This is a genomic window from Zhongshania aquatica (genome assembly GCF_027257955.1).
Lineage (GTDB): Bacteria > Pseudomonadota > Gammaproteobacteria > Pseudomonadales > Spongiibacteraceae > Spongiibacter > Spongiibacter aquatica.
Window position 1 is genome coordinate 82,811 of sequence record NZ_JANZNQ010000014.1, and the last position, 23,449, is coordinate 106,259.

21 protein-coding genes and 1 pseudogene are annotated in these 23,449 nt (G+C 49.2%); 11 read left to right on the forward strand and 11 right to left on the reverse strand.

Translation table 11 applies throughout. From position 1 onward, the window contains the following. Window positions 1-245 precede the first annotated feature (245 nt). Together O9X78_RS14360 and O9X78_RS14365 are read right to left on the reverse strand one after the other, a co-directional pair. On the reverse strand, window positions 246-1,007 hold the full coding sequence (locus O9X78_RS14360; protein ID WP_269620402.1) for an amidohydrolase: 762 nt from the start codon (window positions 1,005-1,007) through the stop codon (window positions 246-248). A 28-nt stretch (window positions 1,008-1,035) separates the two neighbouring features. Continuing rightward, complete coding sequence (locus O9X78_RS14365; protein ID WP_269620403.1) at window positions 1,036-2,172, reverse strand: methionine aminotransferase; 1,137 nt, start codon at window positions 2,170-2,172, stop codon at window positions 1,036-1,038. Between the two features lie 536 nt (window positions 2,173-2,708). Between O9X78_RS14365 and O9X78_RS14370 the strand changes: the two genes are divergently transcribed. The 4 genes from O9X78_RS14370 to O9X78_RS14385 all read left to right on the forward strand — a co-directional run bounded on the left by O9X78_RS14370 (window position 2,709) and on the right by O9X78_RS14385 (window position 8,413). Continuing rightward, window positions 2,709-4,013, forward strand: coding sequence for a porin (locus tag O9X78_RS14370; RefSeq protein WP_269620404.1), 1,305 nt, complete (start codon window positions 2,709-2,711; stop codon window positions 4,011-4,013). Window positions 4,014-4,063: 50 nt separating this feature from the next. Next, entirely contained in the window at window positions 4,064-5,689 is a 1,626-nt protein-coding gene (locus O9X78_RS14375) for a BCCT family transporter (protein ID WP_269620405.1), read from the forward strand. An 81-nt stretch (window positions 5,690-5,770) separates the two neighbouring features. Further along, complete coding sequence (locus O9X78_RS14380) at window positions 5,771-7,651, forward strand: DUF294 nucleotidyltransferase-like domain-containing protein (RefSeq protein WP_269620406.1); 1,881 nt, start codon at window positions 5,771-5,773, stop codon at window positions 7,649-7,651. 9 nt (window positions 7,652-7,660) lie between these two features. After that, window positions 7,661-8,413 (forward strand): 3'-5' exonuclease, encoded by a 753-nt coding sequence (locus O9X78_RS14385; protein ID WP_269620407.1) that lies wholly within the window; start codon window positions 7,661-7,663, stop codon window positions 8,411-8,413. Window positions 8,414-8,458: 45 nt separating this feature from the next. Here the strand turns inward: O9X78_RS14385 and O9X78_RS14390 are convergent, their stop codons facing one another. The 5 genes from O9X78_RS14390 to O9X78_RS14410 all read right to left on the reverse strand — a co-directional run bounded on the left by O9X78_RS14390 (window position 8,459) and on the right by O9X78_RS14410 (window position 13,346). Then, a complete protein-coding gene (locus O9X78_RS14390; protein ID WP_269620408.1) occupies window positions 8,459-9,310 on the reverse strand; it encodes a transglutaminase family protein in 852 nt (283 codons plus the stop codon). Between the two features lie 29 nt (window positions 9,311-9,339). Then, window positions 9,340-10,143: a transglutaminase-like domain-containing protein gene (locus O9X78_RS14395; protein WP_269620409.1), complete on the reverse strand. Its 804-nt coding sequence runs from the start codon at window positions 10,141-10,143 to the stop codon at window positions 9,340-9,342. Window positions 10,144-10,410: 267 nt separating this feature from the next. Next, window positions 10,411-11,592 (reverse strand): hypothetical protein, encoded by a 1,182-nt coding sequence (locus O9X78_RS14400; protein ID WP_269620410.1) that lies wholly within the window; start codon window positions 11,590-11,592, stop codon window positions 10,411-10,413. Between the two features lie 2 nt (window positions 11,593-11,594). Continuing rightward, on the reverse strand, window positions 11,595-12,770 hold the full coding sequence (locus tag O9X78_RS14405; RefSeq protein ID WP_269620411.1) for a methanobactin export MATE transporter MbnM: 1,176 nt from the start codon (window positions 12,768-12,770) through the stop codon (window positions 11,595-11,597). Between the two features lie 21 nt (window positions 12,771-12,791). Next, a complete protein-coding gene (locus O9X78_RS14410; protein ID WP_269620422.1) occupies window positions 12,792-13,346 on the reverse strand; it encodes an MbnP family copper-binding protein in 555 nt (184 codons plus the stop codon). Window positions 13,347-13,612: 266 nt separating this feature from the next. On the opposite strand from O9X78_RS14410, the gene O9X78_RS14415 reads away from it, so the two are divergent. From O9X78_RS14415 to O9X78_RS14435, 5 genes are read left to right on the forward strand one after another with little or no spacing between them, the layout of a single operon-like run. Continuing rightward, window positions 13,613-13,843, forward strand: a complete 231-nt coding sequence (locus O9X78_RS14415) for a hypothetical protein (protein ID WP_269620412.1) — start codon at window positions 13,613-13,615, stop codon at window positions 13,841-13,843. Next, a complete protein-coding gene (locus tag O9X78_RS14420) occupies window positions 13,840-14,973 on the forward strand; it encodes a tyrosine-type recombinase/integrase (protein WP_269620413.1) in 1,134 nt (377 codons plus the stop codon). Before O9X78_RS14415 ends, O9X78_RS14420 begins: the two co-directional genes overlap by 4 nt. 3 nt (window positions 14,974-14,976) lie before the next feature. Continuing rightward, on the forward strand, window positions 14,977-16,662 hold the full coding sequence (locus tag O9X78_RS14425; protein ID WP_269620414.1) for a hypothetical protein: 1,686 nt from the start codon (window positions 14,977-14,979) through the stop codon (window positions 16,660-16,662). Next, a complete protein-coding gene (locus O9X78_RS14430) occupies window positions 16,659-18,530 on the forward strand; it encodes a site-specific integrase (RefSeq protein ID WP_269620415.1) in 1,872 nt (623 codons plus the stop codon). The genes O9X78_RS14425 and O9X78_RS14430 overlap by 4 nt, the downstream gene beginning before the upstream one ends. Before the next feature lie 28 nt (window positions 18,531-18,558). Continuing rightward, entirely contained in the window at window positions 18,559-18,924 is a 366-nt protein-coding gene (locus tag O9X78_RS14435) for a hypothetical protein (protein WP_269620416.1), read from the forward strand. A gap of 62 nt (window positions 18,925-18,986) precedes the next feature. On the opposite strand, the gene O9X78_RS14440 is transcribed toward O9X78_RS14435, so the two are convergent. The 3 genes from O9X78_RS14440 to O9X78_RS14450 all read right to left on the reverse strand — a co-directional run bounded on the left by O9X78_RS14440 (window position 18,987) and on the right by O9X78_RS14450 (window position 20,929). Further along, window positions 18,987-19,406 carry an MbnP family protein gene (locus O9X78_RS14440; RefSeq protein ID WP_269620417.1) on the reverse strand — a complete coding sequence of 140 codons (420 nt, stop codon included), beginning with the start codon at window positions 19,404-19,406 and terminating at the stop codon, window positions 18,987-18,989. A gap of 387 nt (window positions 19,407-19,793) precedes the next feature. Further along, window positions 19,794-20,495: a pseudouridine synthase gene (locus O9X78_RS14445; protein WP_269620418.1), complete on the reverse strand. Its 702-nt coding sequence runs from the start codon at window positions 20,493-20,495 to the stop codon at window positions 19,794-19,796. Between the two features lie 56 nt (window positions 20,496-20,551). Beyond that, window positions 20,552-20,929, reverse strand: coding sequence for a cereblon family protein (locus O9X78_RS14450; protein WP_269620419.1), 378 nt, complete (start codon window positions 20,927-20,929; stop codon window positions 20,552-20,554). Window positions 20,930-21,033: 104 nt separating this feature from the next. On the opposite strand from O9X78_RS14450, the gene O9X78_RS14455 reads away from it, so the two are divergent. Further along, window positions 21,034-21,702, forward strand: a complete 669-nt coding sequence (locus O9X78_RS14455; protein WP_269620423.1) for a class I SAM-dependent methyltransferase — start codon at window positions 21,034-21,036, stop codon at window positions 21,700-21,702. Here O9X78_RS14455 and O9X78_RS14460 read toward each other — a convergent pair. Continuing rightward, a pseudogene (locus tag O9X78_RS14460) lies at window positions 21,677-22,225 on the reverse strand (amidohydrolase family protein); the annotation flags it as partial. The gene O9X78_RS14455 and the pseudogene O9X78_RS14460 overlap by 26 nt on opposite strands. 266 nt (window positions 22,226-22,491) lie before the next feature. Here O9X78_RS14460 and istA point away from each other — a divergent pair. Next, the coding region (gene istA / locus O9X78_RS14465; protein WP_269620420.1) for an IS21 family transposase at window positions 22,492-23,449 on the forward strand (958 nt) is incomplete at its 3' end.

The window sequence follows — 23,449 nt, forward strand, 5'->3', positions numbered from 1 at the left end:
TGCGGGTTATATAGGTTTCTGTATTTGCTGTAATTAATTGCCTGTTGGCGACTATTGCTACATTTAAGTATGGCCCGCTTGTTTTAAAGCACGGGAGTTGAAGCTTTTCTATTTTAGATGTCCCTATTTTTTGATTGACCTCTGTATGCTTGTTTTTATATTTCGCCGAAATCAATGGGGTCGAAGTCATTGATTTTTGTACTTCTAGCAAGAAACTTGGTCAAGTATATTTCTGGTCAATTCCCTCACTTCAATTCAAACCGATCCGCATCTAAATGCGCCGGAAACGTTTCCCTAAAGGCGTGTAAATCTGGTAGTGAGATTTCGGCGCTGAGTATGGCGGGCGTGTTGGCGGCGGCGTGTGCCATTGGCTGGCCTAAATAATCTAAGATGACGCTGTCACCGCTGTAGTGTATGCCGTTGCCGTCTTCGCCTACGCGGTTTACACCAATAACGTAGCTTTGGTTTTCAATCGCTCTTGCGGTGAGGAGTGACGACCACGCGTGCCGGCGTGCCTCTGGCCAGTTGGCGACAAAGATGAGGAGGTCGTAGTCGTTGCGGTTGCGGCAGTACACAGGAAAGCGCAGGTCGTAGCAGACTTGCAGGCAGATTCTAACACCTTGGTATTCGACAATTTTGCGCTCCATGCCCGCCGCGTAGTGTTTGTGTTCTCCGGCCATGCGGAATAGATGGTGTTTGTCGTAGTGGCTTTCGCCTTCTGGGCTTACCCAGTAAAAGCGGTTGAAGTACTTGTCATTTTCTTGAACGGCGACGGAGCCGCAAATGGCTATGTGGTGTTGCTGAGCCATGTCGCGCAGCCAGTGTAACGTGGGGCCATTGGCGGGTTCGGCAATGTGTTCCGGTGCCATAGAAAAGCCGGTGGTAAACATTTCGGGTAAGACCACGACGTCAGCAGCGCCAATATTTTTTATCAGGTCACTGAAGTAGGCGAGGTTGGCGTCTCGGTCTTGCCAATAGAGTGTGGATTGTAGCGCGGCTATTTTCATCGTAGTGGGACTTCTTAAAAAGGCGTAATTACAGGGCGCAGAGTTTAGCGGCAGCATCTAATAGCGTTTGTTCGCGTTTGGCAAAACAGAAGCGGATGATGCGGCTATTTGGTGGCGTTTTATAAAATACCGACAGGGGGATAGCGGCAACGCCGTGTTTGCGGGTTAGCTCTTCGCAAAAGTCGACGTCGTTTTTATCGCTGATCGCACTGTAGTCGGCTAGCGCAAAATAAGTGCCCGCGCTGGGTAGCATAGTAAAGCGTGACCGCTGCATTGCATTCACAAAGCAGTCGCGCTTGTCGCGATAAAAATCCCCTAGGCCGTGAACCTGGTCGCTGTGTTCGTTAAGCATATCCGCCACCGCGTATTGCGCTGGAGTGAAACTGGTGAAGGTCACGAACTGGTGAATTTTACGAAACTCGGTACTAAGCACTGGCGGGGCAATGCAGTAGCCTAGCTTCCAGCCGGTGGCGTGAAAGGTTTTGCCAAAGGATGAAATCACAAAAGTGCGGTCGCGCAGGGCTGGGTAGCAGTGAGCGCTGTTCCGGTCTTGGTCGAAGACGATGTGCTCATAGACTTCGTCACTGATCACGTACAGATCGTGTTTTGCAGCCAAACTCGCGAGTGCCTGCCAATCACCGTCGCTGAATACCGTGGCGGTGGGGTTGTGGGGGCTGTTGACGATGATCAGCCGAGTCTTGGGTGACACGGCGGCTTCTATTTGCTGCCAGTCGGCTTGGTAGTTCGGTGGCAGCAACGCGATGTGCTTGCAGTGGCCGCCTGCCAGGGTTACCGCCGGTGCGTAACTATCGTAGGCAGGGTCGAGCAGAATCACTTCGTCGCCGGGGTTCACGACTGCTTGAATGGCGACGAATAGGGCCTCGGTGGCGCCAGAGGCGAGGGTGATTTCGGTGTCTGGGTTTATCACTCTGCCGTAGCATTCCTGGGTGAGGGTGGCGATGGCCTGCCGCAACTCGAGTATGCCGTTCATGGGCGCATATTGATTTTTGCCGTCGTGGGCGTGAAAGCTAAGTTGGTCTAGCAGGTACTCGCTTGGGGTAAAGTCGGGAAAGCCCTGCGACAGATTGATGGCATTGCACTCATTGGCCATGGCCGACATAAGGGAAAATATGGTGGTGCCAACATGGGGAAGCTTGCTTTTCAATTTGGGGTCCTTGGTGCTGGGTATGTGGGCGTTTGTTGCTGAGTTTACTACAGTTTGCTCAGTGGGTAGAAAGGGGGGTAGACAGAGAAATTATTCGTGAATGATGAGCGGTGACGATGGCTGATTGTTTCTGACTCTCGCTATTCGCCCGATAGCGAGAGTTTTAAAAACTGAATTTTTATTAGAATAATTTTTAAAAAATGATTTAAATGTCTGCTTGTTAGCACATTTTTAAATTAAATGTGCAGATAAAAAGTTAATTTTGGCTCGTCAATAATCGATGAGCATCATCTTTTTCTAAGTTGTTTTCTGTAATAACGTAAACTATATGTCGTTTTATTCCCTGCCCAAATACTGGCGAGATTCGATGATTTTGTCGAGAAATAGACATTTTTCGTCGCCATTGCCGCTAGCTAATTTGTTTCATTTAGCTCTTAAGGTTGATCTATGCGTCTATAGATGCTTCACTTTTGTCATGCGTAGTATCAATAGCGGTAGGGGCGATTCTGTCCAAATTGGCATAACGGGAAATAATAATGAATAAAAATTTGCTCGCATCGTTGGTCGCCGCCACGGTAATTTCTAACCCGATATATGCGCAAACCGTTGAGATGTCGGCATCTGAACTCGCTAAGCTCCAGCAGCAAATTTCTGAACTTCAAAGCAAACTAACCGAGTTGCAACAGCAAGTAGAAGCGGCAACGGCGGGTGTGGCTTCAAACTCGGAAGCCATAGGCGAGGAGGCAGGAGACGCCGACGTGGCGGTGCAGGCTAAGTCTGAAGATGGCATTACCGTAGGCGGGGCGGTTCGTACTAATTTCAGTTATACGTCTTACAATGAGGGCAATAAAGATCGGAGTGGGGATTTTGACTTCGACATCTTTAGAGTGAATTTCACCGGTGTCGTCGGCGATGTTTCTTTAAATGGTGAAATTCGTTTCTTCGACTACATGACCGCGATTAAGTACGCCTATGCGGGATATCAATTTAGCCAGAACTGGCAAGTGCAGGCCGGGGTTGCTAAGGTGCCGTTTGGAAATAGCCCTTACAATTCGCATAATTACTTTTTCAGCGCCAATTACTACCTAGGTTTGGAGGACGATTTTGACCTGGGTGTCGTGTTTAAACGCAGTGTTGCCGATAACTGGCAACTGGATTTAGCCTTCTTTAAAAATGATGAGCTGGGCGGGGTGGACGGTTACGTAGACAATCGCTCCGACCGTTATTCCTACGATATTGTTGGCGCTCGGGCGGTAGGCGAGGGGATTTACGATGACCCGACTCAGCCTTTAGGTGAATACAACACCTTCAGTGGTCGTTTTGCCTATCATTTCAGTCAGAGCGGTTTTGATACCGAAGTCGGGGTATCTGCCCTGAGTGGCGGTTTGCACGACGGTAACAGCAGAGCGGGTGATTACCAAGCGTGGGCACTGCATGCGAGTAGCCGATATGAAAACTGGCATGCACAGTTCCAACACAGCAATTACCACTATGATATTGATCAGGTCGATCGGATTGCGGTTGGGGCCTATTCATTTTATGACTCTATCGCCGCCGAGGCGACGTCAAGCACCTTTAATCTCGCCTACGATCTCGCGGTGAACTTTGGTGCGGTGACAGCCCTTCAGTTCTATAACAACTACGGTATTGTTTACGATAAATCTGACAACACGGCGAATACCGTGATGAATATCACCGGTGTGTCGGTCGCCGCTGGTGGTTTGTTCACCTATTTTGACTGGGTGTACGCAAAGAACCAGCCTTTTGTAGGTGGCAGTGCAGCGGGTGATAGCAGCGATTTTGAACATCGATTTAATATCAATATTGGCTATTACTTTTAAGCCAGCTCAGCGCGCCGCGCTGTAAAAAATACACTCACCAAGGAGGTCTAATGACAGACACAAAGGATCCTATGATCCCCGACGGTCAGGTCACGCCAATAGATACCGATTATCAAGTAGGCCAAGATAATGTCTTGATAAATGTTGGGCCGTTTGGCTTGGATATTCACAACAGGGTATTTGCGATCTCTGCATTTGCGGTTATTGCGTTTGTCGCTCTTACGCTCACTTTTCAGTCGCAAGCCGAGCCCTTGTTTAGCGGGGTTCGCGGCTGGTTAACAACAAATCTGGACTGGTTTTTCATTAGTGCCGCGAATATTTTTGTGCTGATTTGTATTGGGCTTGTGATTTCTCCCTTGGGCAGAGTGCGTCTCGGCGGTACCGAGGCAACGCCGGATTACAGCTATTTGGGCTGGTTTTCGATGTTGTTTGCCGCAGGTATGGGCATTGGCTTAATGTTTTATGGTGTGTCGGAGCCGCTTACACATTTTTCTACGTCCTTCGCAGGAACAGTCTCGGAGAATGGTGTGCGCACTGACTGGGCACCATTGGGTGGTGCGGTGGGTGATGCTGAGGCCTCGCGTCGTTTAGGGATGGCAGCGACTATTTATCACTGGGGGATGCACCCTTGGGCTATATACGCGCTGATGGCCTTAGGGCTGGCGTTATTCTCGTTTAATAAAGGTTTGCCGCTGACGATACGCTCGGTGTTTTATCCCCTTTTAGGTGAGCGCGTGTGGGGCTGGCCCGGACATATCATCGATATTTTAGCGGTACTGGCTACGCTGTTTGGTTTGGCGACATCCCTCGGTTTGGGGGCGTCGCAAGCCGCCGCGGGCCTGCACTACTTGTTTGGAGTTCCCCTAGGTGGAACCACCGAGATTCTGCTGGTTATCGGGATCACCTCGCTGGCGCTGATTTCGGTAGTAAAGGGTTTGGATGCCGGTGTTAAAAGATTATCTGAAATAAATATGGTGCTGGCACTGCTGCTATTGGTTTTTGTGGTGATTGTGGGGCCGACCTTATTAATTGTTACTGGCTTTTTTGAAAATCTTGCTGCGTATTTGAGCTATTTGCCTGCGCTAGCTAATCCAGTAGGGCGCGAAGACAGTAATTTTGCCTCCGGTTGGACGGCGTTTTATTGGGCTTGGTGGATATCTTGGAGTCCGTTTGTTGGGATGTTCATTGCGCGCGTCTCGCGCGGTCGCACAGTGCGGGAGTTTATTATTTCGGTACTGTTGATTCCGTCTTTTGCCTGCGTGTTTTGGATGACCGCATTTGGCGGTACAGCCATTAAGCAAGTTGTGGTGGATGGCTATCAGCAAGTTGTTGAGGCGGAATTGCCACTACAATTATTCAGCATGCTTGATGCGCTACCCTTGTCTGGCATCACCTCCTTTATCGCTATTGTGTTGGTGATTGTGTTCTTTGTTACCTCGTCTGATTCGGGGTCCTTGGTGATTGATGTTATTTCAGCCGGTGGCAAGGTAGATGCTCCTACCCCTCAGCGGGTATTCTGGTGCTTATTTGAAGGTTTGGTTGCAATATCACTTATAGTGGGCGGTGGTTTGGTGGCGTTGCAAGCCATGGCGGTGTCGACAGGCTTCCCGTTTACCCTTGTGCTGTTGGTGGCAGCGTTTTCCACGGTAAAAGGCCTAATGTCTGAGCCTAGATAAAAGCCGAGCTGCTTGACGTTTGTTTTTGGCTAATAGAGTTGGTGGAAGACAGCGTCGCTTAGTACATCACGGAGCAGGACAATGCAGGCAGAGCAATCGGAAGTTCTGGATTTTTTCAGGCGTCACTCGCCCTTCTCTGATTTGTCAGAAGAGGTGCTGACTAACGTTGCGAACAATGTCGAGATCGCTTATTTTCGCGCGCAGTCGACTATTTTGCCGCTAGGGCAAGACAATCATCATTGGTATGTGATTCGCAGTGGTGTGGTAGAAGTGTTTCGCCGTGACGGGAAGCTCTATAACCGGCTCGGTGAGGGCGACTTTTTTGGTGAGCAAAGTTTGATGCTCAGTCGCCCAATTCGTTTTCCTGTTACCGCGTTGGAAGACACGCTGGTTTACCTGATAGGCGAGGAAACATTTAATTATTTATTCGATAATTTTGAGCATTTTGCCGATTATGTCGAAGTGGAAGATCTAACCCGTTTACGTCAGTCCACCACCAAGAGAGAAGATGGCGATAGCTTGTTAACCGCTAAGGTCGCGACCTTAATTACCAGTTTGCCTGTGTCTGTTTCCTGTACAACAACGGTGCAACATGCGGCAATTCGTATGACTGAAGAAAACGTATCGTCACTGCTGGTCATTGATTCAGAAAAAGGTCAGGACGTGTCGTCCGGCAGCGTGGTCGGTATTGTGACGGATTTAGATATCCGCAGCCGCCTGGTTGCAAAGGGCTTGAGTACGGATATTGCGGTTGCCGACATCATGAGCACCGACTTGATTTATGTGCAGAGCAACCACTTTGTGTTTGATGCCATGATGCTTATGCTCAAGCATAACGTGCAGCATCTGCCGGTCCTAAAAAAGGAGCAGCATATTGGTCTGATTAGTCACCTCGATATCCTCCGCTACGAATCGCAAAACAGTTTGTTTGTAGTTAGAAGTATTTCAAATGCCCAAAGCGTCGATGAGTTGGCCGCCCTTAAACAGGAGGTGGAGGGGAGCTTTACGCGGATGGTTTATCAAGACGCCAATTCAAAAATGATTGGCAGTGCGATGGCCGCCATAGGTCGCAGTTTTAAACAACGCTTGTGTGAGCTTGCCGAGGCCGAGTTGGGGGCGCCGCCGGTTCCGTATTGTTTTCTCGCCTTGGGATCAATGGCACGAGGGGAGCAATTGATTGTCACCGACCAAGACAATGCGCTCATACTCGATAATAGCTTTGAGCCCAAATTACACGATGACTATTTCAAAGCACTGGCGACTTTTGTCAGTGACGGTTTGGCGCGCTGTGGTTATAGCTACTGCACCGGAAATATCATGGCGAGCAATATTCACTGGCGGCAACCACTGGCCGTTTGGCGGCAATACTTTACTGAGTGGATTCAGAAACCCAGCGCGGAGTCTTTATTGCACAGCGGTATTTTCTTTGACTTGGAAGGCGTTTGGGGACAAATCAACTGGGCAAAAGAACTGAATCAGCTGATACGGCAAACGGCGACTAAAAACTCTCGGTTTTTGGCATGCATGTCTCGTAATGCTTTGCTGAGAACACCGCCACTGGGTTTTTTCAAAGATTTTGTCATGGAGACAGATGGCCGTCAGAGCAATTCCATTAATATGAAACGGCGGGGGACTGCCCCGATTGCCGACCTTGTGCGTGTGCATGCCCTCGCTGTTGGTTCACAGGCCCGTAACACTTTTGAACGACTGGAAGATATTATTGAGGCGGGGATTCTGCCGCCAGGCAGGGGGCTCGATTTACGCGACGCGCTTGAGTTCATCGCGATGGTCAGGATTCGGAATCAAGTCTCTGATATCGAGCTAAAACGGGAACCAGACAATAATATTGAGCCGGAGTATTTGTCCGATTTTGAACGTAAAAATCTTAAAGAAGCGTTTCAAATATTGAGTAGTGCCCAGCGTTATATGAAATTCAGGTATCAACCTGGCAGAGTGAACTGAGGGGCGTGTGTGTTTTACATTGATAAAAACCAACTTGCACGCCAGGGGCAAACGCTGGCAAAGACCAAACAATTGGATTGGTCTGGCCGTTTCGCATCCCTAGCCAAAACCAGTAAATACCCGTCATTAAAAGCGTTTTATCAACAGGGCGTTATTTCCGCGTCAACGCCATTGCTTGACGTACCGATGGTGGCCTTGGATTTTGAAACCACAGGTTTGGACCCGAGTCGCGACAGCATTGTGAGTATTGGCTTGGTGCCTATGAGTATCAGTCGTATACGTTGCGGCGAGTCTAAACACTGGATTGTAAAACCAGAGACTAACTTACATTCAGCATCGGTTGTGGTGCATGGGATCACCCATTCGGCTGTTGCTGATGCCCCGGATTTTTCGAATGTAATTGATACGTTACTAGGGTGTTTGCGGGGCAAGATTGTTGTGGCGCACCACGCGCCGATTGAACGACGCTTTCTGCATGCTGCATTGATGCGACATCTTCAGGAGGGAATTGAATTTCCAGTTATCGACACGATGGCGATAGAGGCGCAGTTCAGTCGCCGCAAGTCGCAAGAAATTTGGCGCAGTTTATTAGGGCGTCAGCGGACGTCTATACGACTCTCCGATAGTCGCACTCGCTATCATTTGCCCTACTATCGACAGCATAATGCCCTGACTGATGCGATAGCCTGCGCCGAATTACTTCAGGCCCAGTGTGTCACTCATTTATCGCTTGATACGCCGGTAAGCGCTATTTGGAGTTGAATGTTTGGGGGGGGCGTTAAGTTTAGCGTGAGAGTATCTCGCGGCTTAAGCCAATTTGCTCACCCAAACCCCCACGTCTAAGGTCGATTTCGGCTCGCCAATAAATGATCCTGCTATGGGCGGTACTGATTTAGACAGCCGTGCAACCGCAACGGGAATATGATCCGTGCCGGCCATGGCGCCGATGGTAGGGTCAAAGCCTTTCCAGCCTGCACCGGGCAAATAGACTTCTGCCCATGCGTGGGTTGCGCCTGCGGCATCTAGTCCTGGTGCGTGTAAATAGCCAGTGACAAACCGCGCTGCCAGTCCCATGCACTTTGCGGCGTCCATAAATAATTGGGCGAAGTCTCGGCAAGAACCTGTGTTGCAGGCCAGCGTTTCTTTGGCGGTTTGTACGCCGGGTTCTTCGCGTAATTTATAGGTAAAGTTTTTGAATATGTGGCTGGCGATGCGTTGCAGCGCGGTGTAAGTCTGAATTTTTTCGCCTGCTTGCCACAGCTGCTGGGTCCACTGTTTGATCTGTTGTTGGGTGTCTTGATCTGGCAACTGCATATAGGGGCTGAGCAAGACTTGATCGTCTTGGGTGTAGTTAAATGGGTAGTGAACCGCGTAATCGGCAACCATAAAATTGAGCGGCGCTTCATTGTATTGCTGAATGATGAGTTCGCTTTCAAATACCAGTTGTTGAGCGGCGAGGTCGAATGTGGCGGTGGCTACCGAGTTGCCCTCGGCATCGCGATGCCAGAGTAGGGTGGCACTCGGTGTGATGTTGAGGGAAAACGATTCTATGCGTAGCTCGTAATCTTCTCTGGGACGCAGGCGCAGGAAGTGCGGCCCAAGGGTTACCGTGGACGAAAAGTTATAGTAGGTGCGATGGAGAATTTTGTAGCGCTGCATAGTGCTTCCAGTGTTGAAACGGGTGTCCGTTAATTTACAACGGTGCTTTCGTTAATTTGCTCTACGCTAATTACTTGGCTGGAAGGGTAAACCCCCGGCCCAAATTGATTGTAAACGGCGACGTCAGCGGCATCGCGGCCATAGCCAATAGATACATACCCGCCTTTTAAAAACGGCTGGGTTGCATCGAAGGTGTACCAGCGGTCGCCCACATAGGCTTCAAACCACGCGTGTAGATCCATTGGTTGTAAGCCATACAAATAACCCACCACCATGCGCGCGGGAATACTTAAGCTTCGGCACAGGGCAATGCCGAGGTGGGCCATGTCGCGGCAAACTCCCCATTGTCTGGCGTTAACTTCTATGGCTGTTACTTGAACGTCGTTGGCGCCTGGGATGTAGCTAATGTTGTCGCGCAGCCAGTTTTCGATAGCGGCCACTTGGTCGTAACCTAAAAATTGCCCGTAGGTGATTTCTAGGGCCATTTGGCCAAAGCGATCAGATTCGCAGTAGCGGCTGGGTAGTAAAAAGCTCAGTACGGAGTCCGGCAGGTTTTGAATTTCGACAAAGGGAGCGCCGGGGGCTTGATCTAGGACGTCGGCGGTTTTGGCTTCGGCGCGGGTATGAATTGAAAAATAGCCGGGCTGGGCAACAAGGCGCTGACATAGATTGCCGTAGCCATCGGTGAATTCGAAGGCAGGCACACTTGGCACTAGTTTGTACTGTTCGCTGGCAATCCACTGTTGGGCGCCGCTGCGAGGTCTAAGCATCAATACAAAGGGTGTTGGTACTTCAATATTAAACGACAGGTCACAGCTGGTTTTTAACCACATGTCTTGACTCCTTTTGGGTGAAGCAAGCTTGGATTCGCGGACCTTGTATTACGTGGACAACGATATCGTTAAAGTGCGCAGTGCTTTTCACTGCGTTTGCGGCGTACTTGGCGAAAAAGATGTCAATTACTGCCAAGGTATATCACATATACAGCGCGATTGTGACGCTTGGGGAAAATACTCTTGAATAAAGGGGTGGCGATGCGGAGTCAATAGTTTGAATTTATCCCCGCTTTGGCGGGGATTTTATTTAATGACGTTTCGTTTTTATTCAAACAGGTTCCGTAATACAAAGCCTGCCACCCAGCGATCTTGATCAATACCAGCAACTTGTTCATCTACGAGCTCTAGGCGCAGGGTTAAGTTGCTATTGTAGTGAAATCGGTAGGCTACGGTGCCGCGCGCTGGATCTAGACCATCGGGATTGTCGAGACTGGTATTGCTACCTACTAAAATCGCGGCCGCACCGCTCAGGCTATTGTCCAGAGACAGCTGTTCATAGCGGGCTGCAACTTCGTGGCGGGCAAGCCGCCAGCTAACTCCGATTTGCCAGGCAGTATAATCACTGTCTAGTTTAGCTCTTCGTTGCGATTCGACCACGTCCCCATCCTGTTCTAGTTTGCTAGCACTGAGATCCAATCGAAGTTCGGCATTGGTTCCAGTGGGGTAGCTTAGTTGAGCGTCTATTCCTGCAGCCTGAATATCACCGGTAAAATACGCATCATTGCTGGTGACCACTACATTCCCGTGGCTGTGGCCGCCGAAGTAACGACTATCGCGACGGCGCTCGGCCTCAGCTTGCAGCAGCCAGCCACTGACATCCAATGTGAGTTTGCCAATCCGGTTTCCATAACCGATAAACACATCGACGGCGTGGCCATTTTTCGCCAGCCAGCTATCGCCTCGCCACACTTCCGCGCCAGCTAGCCAAGGCCCTTTTTGCATACTACCCCGTAAACCGGTATCCACCAGACTGCGTCCCCAGAGAATGTCTCCCGTCAGACTCGCTTCGCTGTAGGCATCCTGGCTGGCGTGCCAGTTCGCGTGGGGCGCAAAGGTGGCAAACATTTTACCGGCTTCTATCCGCACTCTGGTGTCGGCTAAATTCCACTGGTGCATATACCAGTAGTGGGAAAAATTAAACTGACCGCCGTGGGCCTCGGCACTGATTTGAATGCCGTTGTTTGGGCTGAATGCATAGCGATAGTCAGCGGTGGCGTCGTCTAGGGTGGCATCGTCCTCGACGGGCAGGGCTTCGCCGCCCATTAGGGCGCCGGGAATCTGCCATTCACTGTCCTGTTCGATATAGCTTTTATCTCTGTAGCTGTAGGACAACGCTACTGATAAGCCGGTCGCAATAAGCTGAACTGGGCCGCGTTGGACCTCATGGCTGTAGGCAGCCGAAATGAACAGCAGGCCGCTCGAAAGCAGCAAAGCAGACTTGCGCATGGTTACTCTTCCCAAGGGTTGGCAAAGCGGGGGTTATTAATGAGCTGGTAGTCGGTTAGGGTCTCCAGAAAGGCGATGATGTTTTGTATATCGTCTTCGCTAATATCAAAACCAGAGACAAAACCATCTCGAAAGGGGTTGGCTCGTCCATCACCAGCATTTGGGCCATTGGTGATGTTGCGGCCACCGGCGGCATAGGTGCGCACCACTTCTTCAAGAGTGGCAATGCTGCCATCGTGCATATAGGGCGCGGTTAGAGCCACGTTGCGCAGGCTTGGCGCCTTGAAGCGTCCCATGTCAGTAGCTTTGCTGGTAATCTCAATAATCCCCTGACTGATCTCGGGGTAGGCGCCCTGACCGTCGATATTGTAGAGGCCGGTATTGTGAAAGGGCGTATCCGCAAATAGCTGACTGCTATCGGCGGTGGCATTGGTAAAGTTGTAGCCACCGTGGCAGTGGAAGCACTCAAGCCCCTCGCTGAAGAACAGCTCGCGGCCACGTTCGGCATCGCGGCTGAGGACGTTGGCATCACCGTTTTCAAAGCGATCCGTGTCACTGCCAAAGCTGTTTATGCCGCGGACGAAGGTAGCTAAGGCTTTGACGATCACCTCAAAATTAACGGTCTCAGCAGCGTCGCCAGATACTGCAGCGGTAAATAGCTGTTGGTAGATGGGGTCTGCGGCAATGTCGTTTAACACGCGCGCTTTATTGTCTTCATTGATGCCCTGTTCCACCGGAAACTCGCCAAACAGTGGCACGAGAATCTGTTGTTCTAGCGTGAGCAGTGCTGGATTGGCCCAAGTGTAGGTGGTATTGAAGGCCACGTTTACCAAACTCTGGGCGTTGCGGGGGTGTAGCTCACCGGTGGAGCCAATCGAGCGCTCTAGGGATTCGGCAAAGGCCTGATTCTGGTGGTGGCATGACTCGCAGGACTGGCTGCCATTACCTGACAGGCGGGTGTCGTAGAACAGATGTCGACCGAGCTGGAACATCGGCTCGTTGACAGGGTTATCCTTCGGCACGATGGGCAGGGGAATATGTTCGGGAACGCCCCAAGTAAACTGGCGAGATTCGCCGACCTCGGTGTTGTAACGGGTTTCGCTACCGCCGCCACAACCGCCGAGAGTGAAAACTACACAGGCCGCAAACGCGGCCGTTAGATGGCGCTTTTTGTTCACGTGGCTCGTGCCTCTTAATGCTTAGAGGGTTTCAACACTGAAGACGGTTTGGCCGGGAGTGGGGTCGCTGTTTTCCCCAAGGCCCATACCTAGCGCATCAAAAATGTCTGGGCAATCCAAGTCCGTTGGGCCAGACATACAGCCCGGTGCGCCACCTTGGTCGTTGAGCAAGCTGCTGTTTTCCACTAGTTTGCCGTAGTCAATTACTATCTGTTGGTTGGCTATGTCACTAACATCTAGCTCAATGATTGGCCGGTTGTCGGCGCTGCAATTTACCGTTTCGCCAGTCTGGGCGCTGCCCACACAGCCGGTGCTGCCCAAATGAATATTCCACGTTGTGGTGGTCGAATTGTCTGGCTTCAGTACGCCGCCTTCAGGAGCCACATCCATGCGCAGGTGTTTGTAGCCAGACTGCCAGGACCAGAACAAGTCAGTGCGGTTCAGCGGTGCTGAGGCCGCAGATGCATCTTCGTGATTTAGCTCGCTGGGTACGCCCACGGTAAAGCGAATACTGGAGACATTATCGTTTTCTGTGGCTAATTCTCTAACAGGGTATTGACCCTTATAGCTATCTATATATACTGTTTATAACTACAGTAGTTTTATTGTTGCTGGGTTGTGGTTAGTGGAGAATTAGTGAGCGCTAGGTTCGGGGGAGGGGGGAATACGCAATAAGCTTATTCATCCCTCGGCAGAAGCTGCCCATGCGGTGAGCGCAGCGAAAATTCCCACTACACCCCAGCACCTTAATCAACGATATTAGAAACGCCTTAAACTATCTGATAGTTGAGTTTTACTTTAAATCAATAGTTAGTTTTTGATACCTCAATATGGTGGTTTCGATGCAGTTAGGTGAATTGCAGATTTTGTTTGATGCTGGCAATTTGAAGTCGTGCACAGCGGTTCGGTACGTGCTCTCGAATGAATGGACATTACAGTTTGATAGAAAGCTCTCTGAGCCAGTTTTGATGGCTGCACAGAGAGTTAGCCCCCGACGTTTTAAGACGCTTGATGCGGCTTACAAGGCTTGTACCGAGGTTGGCTTTATCGGGATGGAGGTTGCCGGCCCATGAAATTAATTTTCGCCACCGACAGCTTTAAAATTGATCACCAGCCATACCCGGGCTTCCCGATCCTTGTTCACGATGACATGACTACCTTCACAGAGGGTTTGAAGTTTTTGCGCTATAGGCTTCTTAAACGAGGTCGTGTTTTAAGCGAAAAGTCATGGGTTACTTATGGTCGCGACCTCTACGATTTCTTTGCTTTTGTGGACGCGAATAATTTGGACTGGCGCGATGTTGGCGAACAGTTTGATACAAGCGTTCTCTCTACTTATCGTGATGCGTGCCTCACGGTATACAAGTTAGCCCCATCCACTGTCAATAGGCGCTTAGGCTTAGCCATTAAGTTTTACCAGTATGCTGCGCGTCAAGGCTGGGTGCCGCGTCTGCCCTATGACGTTGAGGAAATCACGATTCCTCATAACAGAAGTTTTCTCGCCCATACCGATAGATCTGGCGGCGTCAGGGCTACGGCTGACGTTCTCTTGGCTACCAAAAAAACTAGGATCAAACTTCTCAATACAGAGCAGGTCGGGATGCTTTTGAATGCTATCGAGGATAAGCAGCTCAAGTTGATGGTCAGGCTTTTTTTGACCACAGGAATCAGGAAGGAAGAGCTACTTACCTTCCCTGAGAGTTATGTAGTTAACCCTCGATTGTATCCAGTAAAAAGTCATTACGTCGTAAATCTAACACCTCAAAAGATGGCAGTTAAGGGCAGTCATGAGCGCTCCATACACATTCCAAAATCACTAATGGAAGACTTATGGCAGTACACCATTCATGAGCGGTCAGCGCGTTCTAAGCTAGGATCAGAGGACTTTCCGCAACTGTTTCTGAATGATAAAGGTCGTCCGTTCAGCACCATATCAAACACGATTAATACTAGGCTCAAAAAATTGGGATTACCCTTCGAAGTTTACCCACATATATTTCGGCACACTTACGCAACGCATACGTTGAAATCGTTAATGGAACGTAACGATCTTAAATTCAACCCGCTCATGTATGTTCGTGATCGCTTAGGTCATTCAAGTATCACCACTACAGAAAAATACCTGCACTTTATTGACGATATTGCTGACGGTGTGATGAACGATTATCAGCGCGAAATCGACAATTTAGTAGAGGCTGCTTAAGTTATGGGAATTGAAAATGAAAACAAAAAGACCGCAGCAGTCGAAACTCAAAAAACCAAGCGCGGCAAGAATTTCAAGGTAGATAGCCTGCCCGATAAGAGCGGTAACGATTCAGTTGCTTTAGAGCTGGCTTACGATGCCAATTTGAATATACCCCTGCCAGTTAATACTACTAGAACCAGAAATATTTCTCTGTATAGACTTAAGGGTCAGGGGTTTGATCCGCTCCTTGTTGGGCTTTACGGCGTCTTTAAAAAGGCTATAGATGACTCTGTGGGTAGTGGGCAAACAACACTTGCAGTGACCAACATCGTAACTTATTACAGAGAGGGATTGCTTACATTTTCTGGCTTCTTACAAGTCTTATCTGGCGGGCTAGGGCGCGACGTAACCTGGAGTGATGTTAACAGCAATGTCATTGATCAGTTCGTTGTTTATTTGGCAGAAGGTGATTTGGCATTTACATCTCAAAAGACTAGATACGACAAAATAAAAGCATTGCTAAAGCTGTGCGCCAAAGCAGGGTTATTGCCGCACATCAGCGAGATTAAGAATCTTTTTCCTGGCAACCCCTATCCCAATTCGAACAAAAAACACAAGGGTCAACCGCCATACTCTAAACCTGAATTCAAGCGTCTAGCCAAAGCGATTCGCGCTGAATACAAATTAGTTATTCAAGGCAGTAAACCGCTCACATCTTACGAATTGGGCGTTTGCGTTTTAGGTGTTTCTCTTCGGGCAGGCATGAACCTGACACCTTTATTAGAGCTGCCCATTGATTGCTTGCAGCCGCACCCTCTTAAGTCCGACCGAATGATTTTGGTTTCATTTAAACGCAGAGGAAATAGCACCCATGTAACGGCACTTCGAGGATCGGAAGAAATTGCAGCGCTCAAGGCGGTAACGTTCGATCTTACAGGTTTGATTCAGTTGGTCATACAGCGTAACCAACAGGTTCGCAATCAGCACTCGGATCAAAATCGGTTGTTTGTTTTCGAGTCCACAAAAGGCTCAAACAAAGGCGATACATCTGCATTGTCAAGCGGATCGCTTGCAAGAGCTTGCACAAAGCTGATCAAAAAATACAGCTTAGTTAACGACGATAATAAGCCCCTGAAGGTGAATCTTGCAAAGCTAAGGAAAAGCTTTTCTAACCGAATGTTTGAGCTTTCTGGCGGTGATCCTTTGGTGGCAGCTAGACTTGGAAATCACGACCCGAAAACTGCGAACGACCATTACTGGGTACCGCCACCAGAGGCCGAAGTAAATCATCGAACAATGATAGAGCAGCGAACGCAGGACTTAATAGCCACTGACAGGAAAGGTGGCGAAAGCCCCACACCTATTGCCATGTGTGCTGACACTAAAAATGGACAACGCGCACCCAAGAACGGGGATCACTGTGCAGAGATTCTTGCCTGCTTTCGGTGTAAAAGTTTTGTTGTCACGAAAGACGACCTGCACCGCTTGTTCAGTTTTTATTGGGCGTTAGTGGAGGATCGACAAACCACTGACACAAAATCATGGAAGAAACATTTTCGTCACATTCGGCAGATCATTGATGAAAATATATCGCCACAATTTGATAAGAAATTTAGCGCCAAAGAAGTGCAGCAGATCAAACAAGATGCAAAGGCAAACAGACACCCTTTTTGGACAGATTTAACAATGTTGAGAATGGCGAAATGATGCACTTTAAAGTGGGCGAAGAGATCACAAAGAAAAACTTCAATGGAGAGATTTTAAGGCTCTCTACCAGCCTCAAAAGCGATACCGTCTATAATGGCATTGTTACGGGTAAAAAGCTTAAGGGCAGCGCCTACGTTGTGCTGTCTCGTTATGAGGATATGGTGTGGCACATCAATCCAGAGCGGTTTCCTAAGAGTACACACGCCAACAAGAAAAAGATTGATTTTAATACCGTGCCAAAAGTTTTTCTGGCTGCTGCAAAACGCGCTGTGGCCAGTGCAATAATGAAGCGAGATGCAGGCAGCACGATAATCACGAGCTTCAGATTTCTCCGCACTTTCCTTTCTTATCTTGACTCAAGAAATATTAAACAAACGTCAGATATTAAACCTATCGTTGCGATGCAGTATGTTGATTATCATAAATCAAGAGTGTCGAGCATGACAGGTAGAACCTTAAGTGCTGGACACTTGCAGCTGTTGTTTTTTGCGGTGGAAACTTTGTATGAGTTATTATTGGGTACGTCTCAGGAGTTTACGTATCCGTGGCCAGAATCGAGTGCTACGCATTTGGCTGGTATGTCCAAAAAAGGAGCCGCACAAAAACCCAAAACGCAGGTCATTCCCGAAGATGCCTTTGCTGAAATATTTCAGTTTGCGAATGGGTATTTGGAGCGATCCGAGGAGCTAATGAAGCTGCTGGACGAGAATGATTCGATTCGGGAGCAGTGGGCGCACCAAGCTCCAGGCTCTCAGCTAAGAAAGGTAAACGCCAACCTAAAAGCCAAAGGCTACAGTGGCACACTGGCGCAGTTTAATACTGATATTAATCATCTCGAAGCGTCTTGCTGGCTGATCATTATGGGCACGGTAGGAATTCGAGTGCATGAGCTTTGTGAAATCGAAAAAGGTACTCATTACAGCAAGATAATTGATGATGAACGCTACCACTTTATTGTCTCTCGCTCCTTGAAAACGGGCGAAGGTATTACCTCATGGTTATCTCCAGATATTGCAATTAAAGCCCTTGAGCTAATGACGCGCCTATCTGCGCCATTGAGAGACAAGCTGAGCGATCAGATAGATGCAAAGAAGCTGGCAGGCGATAACTCGAAAGCCGAAGAATTGGAGCGCATACAGCACTCTTGCATGCTGGGCGTATGTCAAAGAAAGTACAACGAAATTGATGTCTTGAACGGGGACACTATCAATATACGGCTGAACAAACTGGCCAAAGCCGCAGGGGTTGATTGGCATTTTGCCAGCCATCAATTCCGCCGCACCTTTGCTCATTTTGTGGTTCACAATCAGTTGGGTGATCTTCGATATTTACGCGATCACTATAAGCACTGGTCATTGGATATGACCGCGCTGTACGGGTTTGATGATGACCTTGATCTTGAGCTATTTGTTGATATTAACTCGACCTACAGAGAGAAAGGCGAAAGCATCTTTGCTCACTGGCTGGACGAAAGTACGCCGATTGCGGGTGGCCTTAAAGACAACCTCATCGCCCTGCGAAATAAAGACGATGCGGTAAAAACTTATGGCAGTCGTGAAGATATGATCAAGACAGTGAGTGACAGCATTATTGTTCGATCCACAGGTATCGCTTGGTGTACCAACGACACGCTTGGTTGTGGCGGTGGTCGATGCGAGGAATGCGAACACAGCGTTATTGATGATTCGCAGCAGTACAAGTGGGAAGCTATTTACACGCAGCAGTTGGAACTAAGGGAAATTGCCGATCAGGTTGGCCCAGGTGGAACAGTAACCATAGAGCGCACGATAAAGCGCTGTGAGAAAGTTCTAACTGAGTTAGGTGCTGATATGGAAGAAATTAAACAGAAGGTAGCTGCCTGTGCCTAAGAGGACTGAAACATACAACAAAATCCGAATGGCCATAGTTCGCATTGAGAAAGGAAAGCCAAAGGTCGTTTCTTTGGATCGTAAGATATCTGTTACGGCAGTTGCCGAAGAAGCAGGCGTGAGTGACAGCTTGATCCACAAGGACTACACAGACCTCATACAGCGCATCAAAAAGAATCAAGACAAAGGCTATCGGTCAGAGAGAAACAAGAAGCATGACGCACTGAAAGCCGAGAGAGAAAAGAATCGGTTATTGCGACAAGAGATTGAGGAATTGAAGTTAGATAATGCCAATTTAGTAAGTATTAATGTGTGTTTAGAAGAACAGCTATATACGTTAACAAGCGTGAAAAACAGTAAAAATGTAGTAGAATTTAAGGGGAAAAAAGAATGAAAACTCTTACCTCTTGTTTAGCTATAAAAATCAATCACTTAGATAGAAGTAAGAGTTATGGATCACACTAAAAGTATGAGCGTACCTTCAATCGTTCCAGCAACTGTCGAATTGGTGGGTTTGCTGTTGTCACTGGCGCAGTTGTCCAACTTGTCTTGATAGTCCAGCAGAGCCACGCCGCTGTTTTGCCAGTCGTTGTCTGCCAGCGTAACTGGCATTTCACTTTCGTCGCTGTTGATCAGTACCACGTCATGAATATACAGGGCGAAACCGCGAATACTGCCGGAGGCGAAGTCAGTGCCTAAACCGGTGAGTTGGGCGCCGCAGGCGATATCGGTGTTGTTGGCGCGGGCTGCGAAGGGGATGCTGATCTCGGTGGTGCTCGTGCTGCCACCGCCGCCACCGGACGAGCCACCGCCACAGGCAACAAGAACAGGAGCCGTCAGTACAGCTAGTGCCAAAGTAGTGTTGAAGCGCTTCATAGGGAGTCCCTTCTTGTAAAAAAAGAAGGAGTATAACGACATGATTAAGAGCTGCGAATGTGACTAATTGTCGCAGTAAAAATATTCGACGACTAAATTCGCAGGCATCGAATGGGTATCTATCGTCGCGCTTTACGTCACTCAAAAGCAGGTGTTTTTGCGAATTTTAGCTTGCGGAGGTGGGCATTAGTTGTCAGGCCATTGACTGTCTTAGCTCGATTAACACACATCATTCATTGAGAAATAATAAAATAATGTTACAAAAAATGGGTAGTGCCGATTTCTACTATAACCGTAGCAAGGCAAATGATTTAAGTGAGAATCGATACAGGGGTAGCCAAAATTCTATGCTCCCCATCGCGGAGGAAGAGATTAGCGTATATGAAATTAAGACCAGAATTGGGCTGGCAGGGAAATATCTAATTCGATATTGCTTGTGGGGTGTGTAAATCGCAATCGTGACGCGTGCAGCAGCAATCGGTCGGCGGCCGCCTTTGCTGCGGGGTGGGCATAAAACTCACAGCCTAATATCGGGTGGCCGATGCTGGCGGTGTGAACTCGGAGCTGGTGCGAGCGACCCGTGATGGGAATTAAACGTAATTTGCTGTTGCCGTCTTCGTTGGTGCCGCAGTACTCAAAGTGGGTTTGGGCGTGTTTGCCATAGTCAAAATTGAGTTCTTGGCGAGGCCGATTTGGCCAGTCACAGGCCAGCGGTAAGTCGATAAAGCCTTCGATGCTAGCGACATGCCCGAATACGATGGCTTGATATTCTTTGTAGATTTTTCGATCTTGGAACATGCGACTAACGGCGCGGTGGCTTTCAGGGTGGCGGGCAATAATCATCAGGCCAGAGGTGGCCATGTCTAGGCGGTGAACAATGCTCGCGTCGGGATAGATTTCGTTGATCCGGCTGATTAGGCAGTCTTTATTGTCGGGATGGCGGCCGGGCACAGACAGTAATCCCGCTGGTTTACTGACGATCAGCAGGTCGTCGTCGCGATGCAGATAAGTAATGGCCTCGCTGCAGTGGGGCACAATAAAATCGGTGCCTGTCGATGGCAGTGTGTCGATATCTTGGCTGTCGGACATAAGCGCTAATTGGCTGCGGTATTTGAAAGGGAGCCAGTATACCGGATATTCCCGCCTTAATTTTTACTACGTAAGGAGCTGGGTATCAGCGCGAAGAAGGATTCTTTGCAGTCGTTTTCATAATACCAACCTAGTTGCTCCGCGCAGTGTTCGCAGTGGGCGAATTGCCAGCGATACCCTTGAAACCAGCAATATTGCGATGTGGGTTCGCCACTGATGATGGTGCCGGGTGCTGCTTGGAAGCAGCACACATCGTATATAACGCCATCGGGATTCACAAAGCGGTGATGGTGCTGGTCTTGTATACGGCTGCGATAATTATTGGCGGTAATGGCCTGTCGGCAATTAAGGCAAGAGATAAGTTCAGCGGGTTCGCTGTCTTGAAGTTGAAATAAAACGTCGTGTACTAGCTGTTTTATCGGCAAATTACTCATGCGTTTCTCCGATTGTATTCGGAATCACTAGCAGCGTGTTCCGAAAAATCCGGTAAAATGCTTACCTTAGGTATTAACATATAAGGGTTCTGACTTTGCAGCAAGTGCTTTCATCATTAGATAAGGGTCATCCACTAGGTGAGTTATTACACGCGTTTTTGCCATCGGCAACGGTGGTGAAAACCCGTTTGCCCTTAGCGCCAGAAATGGACCTGTATTTGCTGAGTGCAGATTTCCCCCAGCATGATTTAAGCCCTGAACAGACCCAGCGAATTATGAATTATCCCGCATATTGGTGTTTTTGTTGGGCAAGTGGCCAGGTGATGGCGCGTTATATCTTTGATAACCCAGCGCTGGTGCGGGGCAAAAGGGTGCTAGATTTTGGCTGCGGGTCTGGGGTGGCGGGCATTGCCGCTAAGCTGGCGGGTGCCAGTGTCGTCATTGCCTGTGACCTTGATGAAGACGCGATAAAATCGACCAAAGCCAACGCGGGTCTTAATGGTGTAGAGCTTGAATACGCCGATGACTTCTTTGCTAACGACGATGAATACGATGTTATTTTAGTAGCAGATGTGCTGTATGATCGCGCCAATTTACCGCTGTTAGATGTATTTTTAAAACGCGCCCCCAGTGTCTTAGTGGCAGACTCACGGGTGAAGGACTTTCATGTTAACGGCTATCAATGGCTAGCATTTCAGCGCGCAACTACGGTGCCTGACTTGGCGGAGTCTGAGGAGTTTTCCCGGGTTAATCTTTATTTTGGTCAGCGTTAGCGAGCTTGTTGCTAATCGGTCTGGGTGGCAGCAGTGACAGGAAGTTATCCCGCGCGAGTTTTTGTGCGGTTTCTTTATTTAAAGCTGATAGGAAGGCGGTGTATTCGTCTAGACTTGCGGCAATTTTGTCGTAGCTGCCGAGCGCATCGGAACCGATCATAAATCGTGTCGGGTACTGTTCTACTAGCTTAACCCAGCCGGCAGCGGCGTCCTGGTTTTTGTCGAGTAGATAGGGCTCTAAAACGGTCCACGATAAATCGATGTAAAGGTTGTCGTGGTCAGCCAGCAATTTTTCTAATTCTGTTAACAAGAAATCCAGTTTGTCTTGATAGCGGTGCAGTGTTGCACTGGTGCCAGCGTGCGCCCAAATAAAATTAACGTCTTGGTGTGCGGTGAGGGCGTCTTTAATTTCGCTGACATACAACGGGTTGCGCTCGCGCTTTGAGGTGATGTTGCTATGCAGTAGCACGGGTAAATCGAATTCTGCAGCAACGCGGTAAACACGGTACATGGCCTCGTTGTTTGCCCTAGGGGTGTCGTCTTGGGTGAGGGCGGTGAGGTCTGCGTATTCCGGCCCAACCTGATCACCGCCTGCGACGCAACGTGATCACCTGTTGCGAACGAACGTGATCACTCATTGCGATTTAAAATGATCACTTTAGCGGACTTATCGCAACGGGTGATCAGATTGTCGCAATGACTGATCACCATCAATTTCCACACCACCTCATGCATTGAAATTCATCCTGTACTGCACGTTATCCTTGCCGCTTTTGCGCCGGGGTGACGATGCCAAACACGAGATTAGCAATGCGACATATCAAAGAAATTCTCCGCCTTAAACTTGAGGCAAAGCTAAGTCATCGGCAAATAGCGCGCAGCCTGGGCATTGGCGTGGGCACGGTATCAACCTACGGCAAGCGCGCCTCTGCGCTGGGCCTTTGCTGGCCCTTGCCCGCCGAGCTGTCAGATAACGATCTTGAGCAACTGTTGTTTCCTTCACCCCAGCTGAGCGCCCGACACGGTCGCGTTATGCCTGATTGCGCAGTCATACATCTGGAGCTAAAGCGCAAAGGCGTCACCAAACAGCTGCTGTGGGAGGAATACAAACAGGCTTATGGGGATGCGGGCTATCAGTACTCGCAGTATTGCGGGTATTACCGCGAATGGCGCGCCCAGCAAAAACGCTCTATGCGGCAGATACACCTCGCCGGTGAAAAACTGTTTGTGGATTACAGTGGCGCGACAGTGCCGATTGTTAACCCAGATACCGGGGAGATCCGCAGCGCTGAGATCTTTGTGGCGGCGCTCGGCGCCAGCAATTACACCTTTGCCACCGCCAGCTGGACGCAACGCAAAGCGGATTGGATCGATGCCCACGTTAAGGCCTTCGAGTTCTTTGGCGGTGTGCCGGAGATCATTGTGCCTGACCAGCTTCGCAGCGCAGTGAGCAAACCTTGCCGTTACGAACCGACCATTAATGCCAGTTATCAACACATGGCATCGCACTATCGAACAGCGGTGATTCCTGCACGACCGCTCAAGCCAAAAGACAAGGCGAAAGCCGAGAACGCGGTGCTGATTGTGCAGCGGTGGATATTAGCGAAGTTACGCCACCAGACCTTCTTTACGCTGGCAGAGCTGAACCTTACGATTAAAAGTTTACTGGAAGACCTCAACCAACGGCCCTTCAAAAAGCTCCCAGGTTGCCGCTTAAGCCAGTTTGAGATGCTGGACAAACCGGCGC

What these genes read in the sequence shown, in the direction of transcription:
- O9X78_RS14360 (WP_269620402.1), bottom strand. Translation starts at nt 1,007, where the DNA reads ATGAAAATAGCCGCGCTACAATCCACACTCTATTGGCAAGACCGAGAC.
- O9X78_RS14370 (WP_269620404.1), top strand. Translation starts at nt 2,709, where the DNA reads ATGAATAAAAATTTGCTCGCATCGTTGGTCGCCGCCACGGTAATTTCT.
- O9X78_RS14375 (WP_269620405.1), top strand. Translation starts at nt 4,064, where the DNA reads ATGACAGACACAAAGGATCCTATGATCCCCGACGGTCAGGTCACGCCA.
- O9X78_RS14380 (WP_269620406.1), top strand. Translation starts at nt 5,771, where the DNA reads ATGCAGGCAGAGCAATCGGAAGTTCTGGATTTTTTCAGGCGTCACTCG.
- O9X78_RS14390 (WP_269620408.1), bottom strand. Translation starts at nt 9,310, where the DNA reads ATGCAGCGCTACAAAATTCTCCATCGCACCTACTATAACTTTTCGTCC.
- O9X78_RS14395 (WP_269620409.1), bottom strand. Translation starts at nt 10,143, where the DNA reads ATGTGGTTAAAAACCAGCTGTGACCTGTCGTTTAATATTGAAGTACCA.
- O9X78_RS14400 (WP_269620410.1), bottom strand. Translation starts at nt 11,592, where the DNA reads ATGCGCAAGTCTGCTTTGCTGCTTTCGAGCGGCCTGCTGTTCATTTCG.
- O9X78_RS14415 (WP_269620412.1), top strand. Translation starts at nt 13,613, where the DNA reads ATGCAGTTAGGTGAATTGCAGATTTTGTTTGATGCTGGCAATTTGAAG.
- O9X78_RS14420 (WP_269620413.1), top strand. Translation starts at nt 13,840, where the DNA reads ATGAAATTAATTTTCGCCACCGACAGCTTTAAAATTGATCACCAGCCA.
- O9X78_RS14425 (WP_269620414.1), top strand. Translation starts at nt 14,977, where the DNA reads ATGGGAATTGAAAATGAAAACAAAAAGACCGCAGCAGTCGAAACTCAA.
- O9X78_RS14430 (WP_269620415.1), top strand. Translation starts at nt 16,659, where the DNA reads ATGATGCACTTTAAAGTGGGCGAAGAGATCACAAAGAAAAACTTCAAT.
- O9X78_RS14435 (WP_269620416.1), top strand. Translation starts at nt 18,559, where the DNA reads ATGGCCATAGTTCGCATTGAGAAAGGAAAGCCAAAGGTCGTTTCTTTG.
- O9X78_RS14440 (WP_269620417.1), bottom strand. Translation starts at nt 19,406, where the DNA reads ATGAAGCGCTTCAACACTACTTTGGCACTAGCTGTACTGACGGCTCCT.
- O9X78_RS14445 (WP_269620418.1), bottom strand. Translation starts at nt 20,495, where the DNA reads ATGTCCGACAGCCAAGATATCGACACACTGCCATCGACAGGCACCGAT.
- O9X78_RS14450 (WP_269620419.1), bottom strand. Translation starts at nt 20,929, where the DNA reads ATGAGTAATTTGCCGATAAAACAGCTAGTACACGACGTTTTATTTCAA.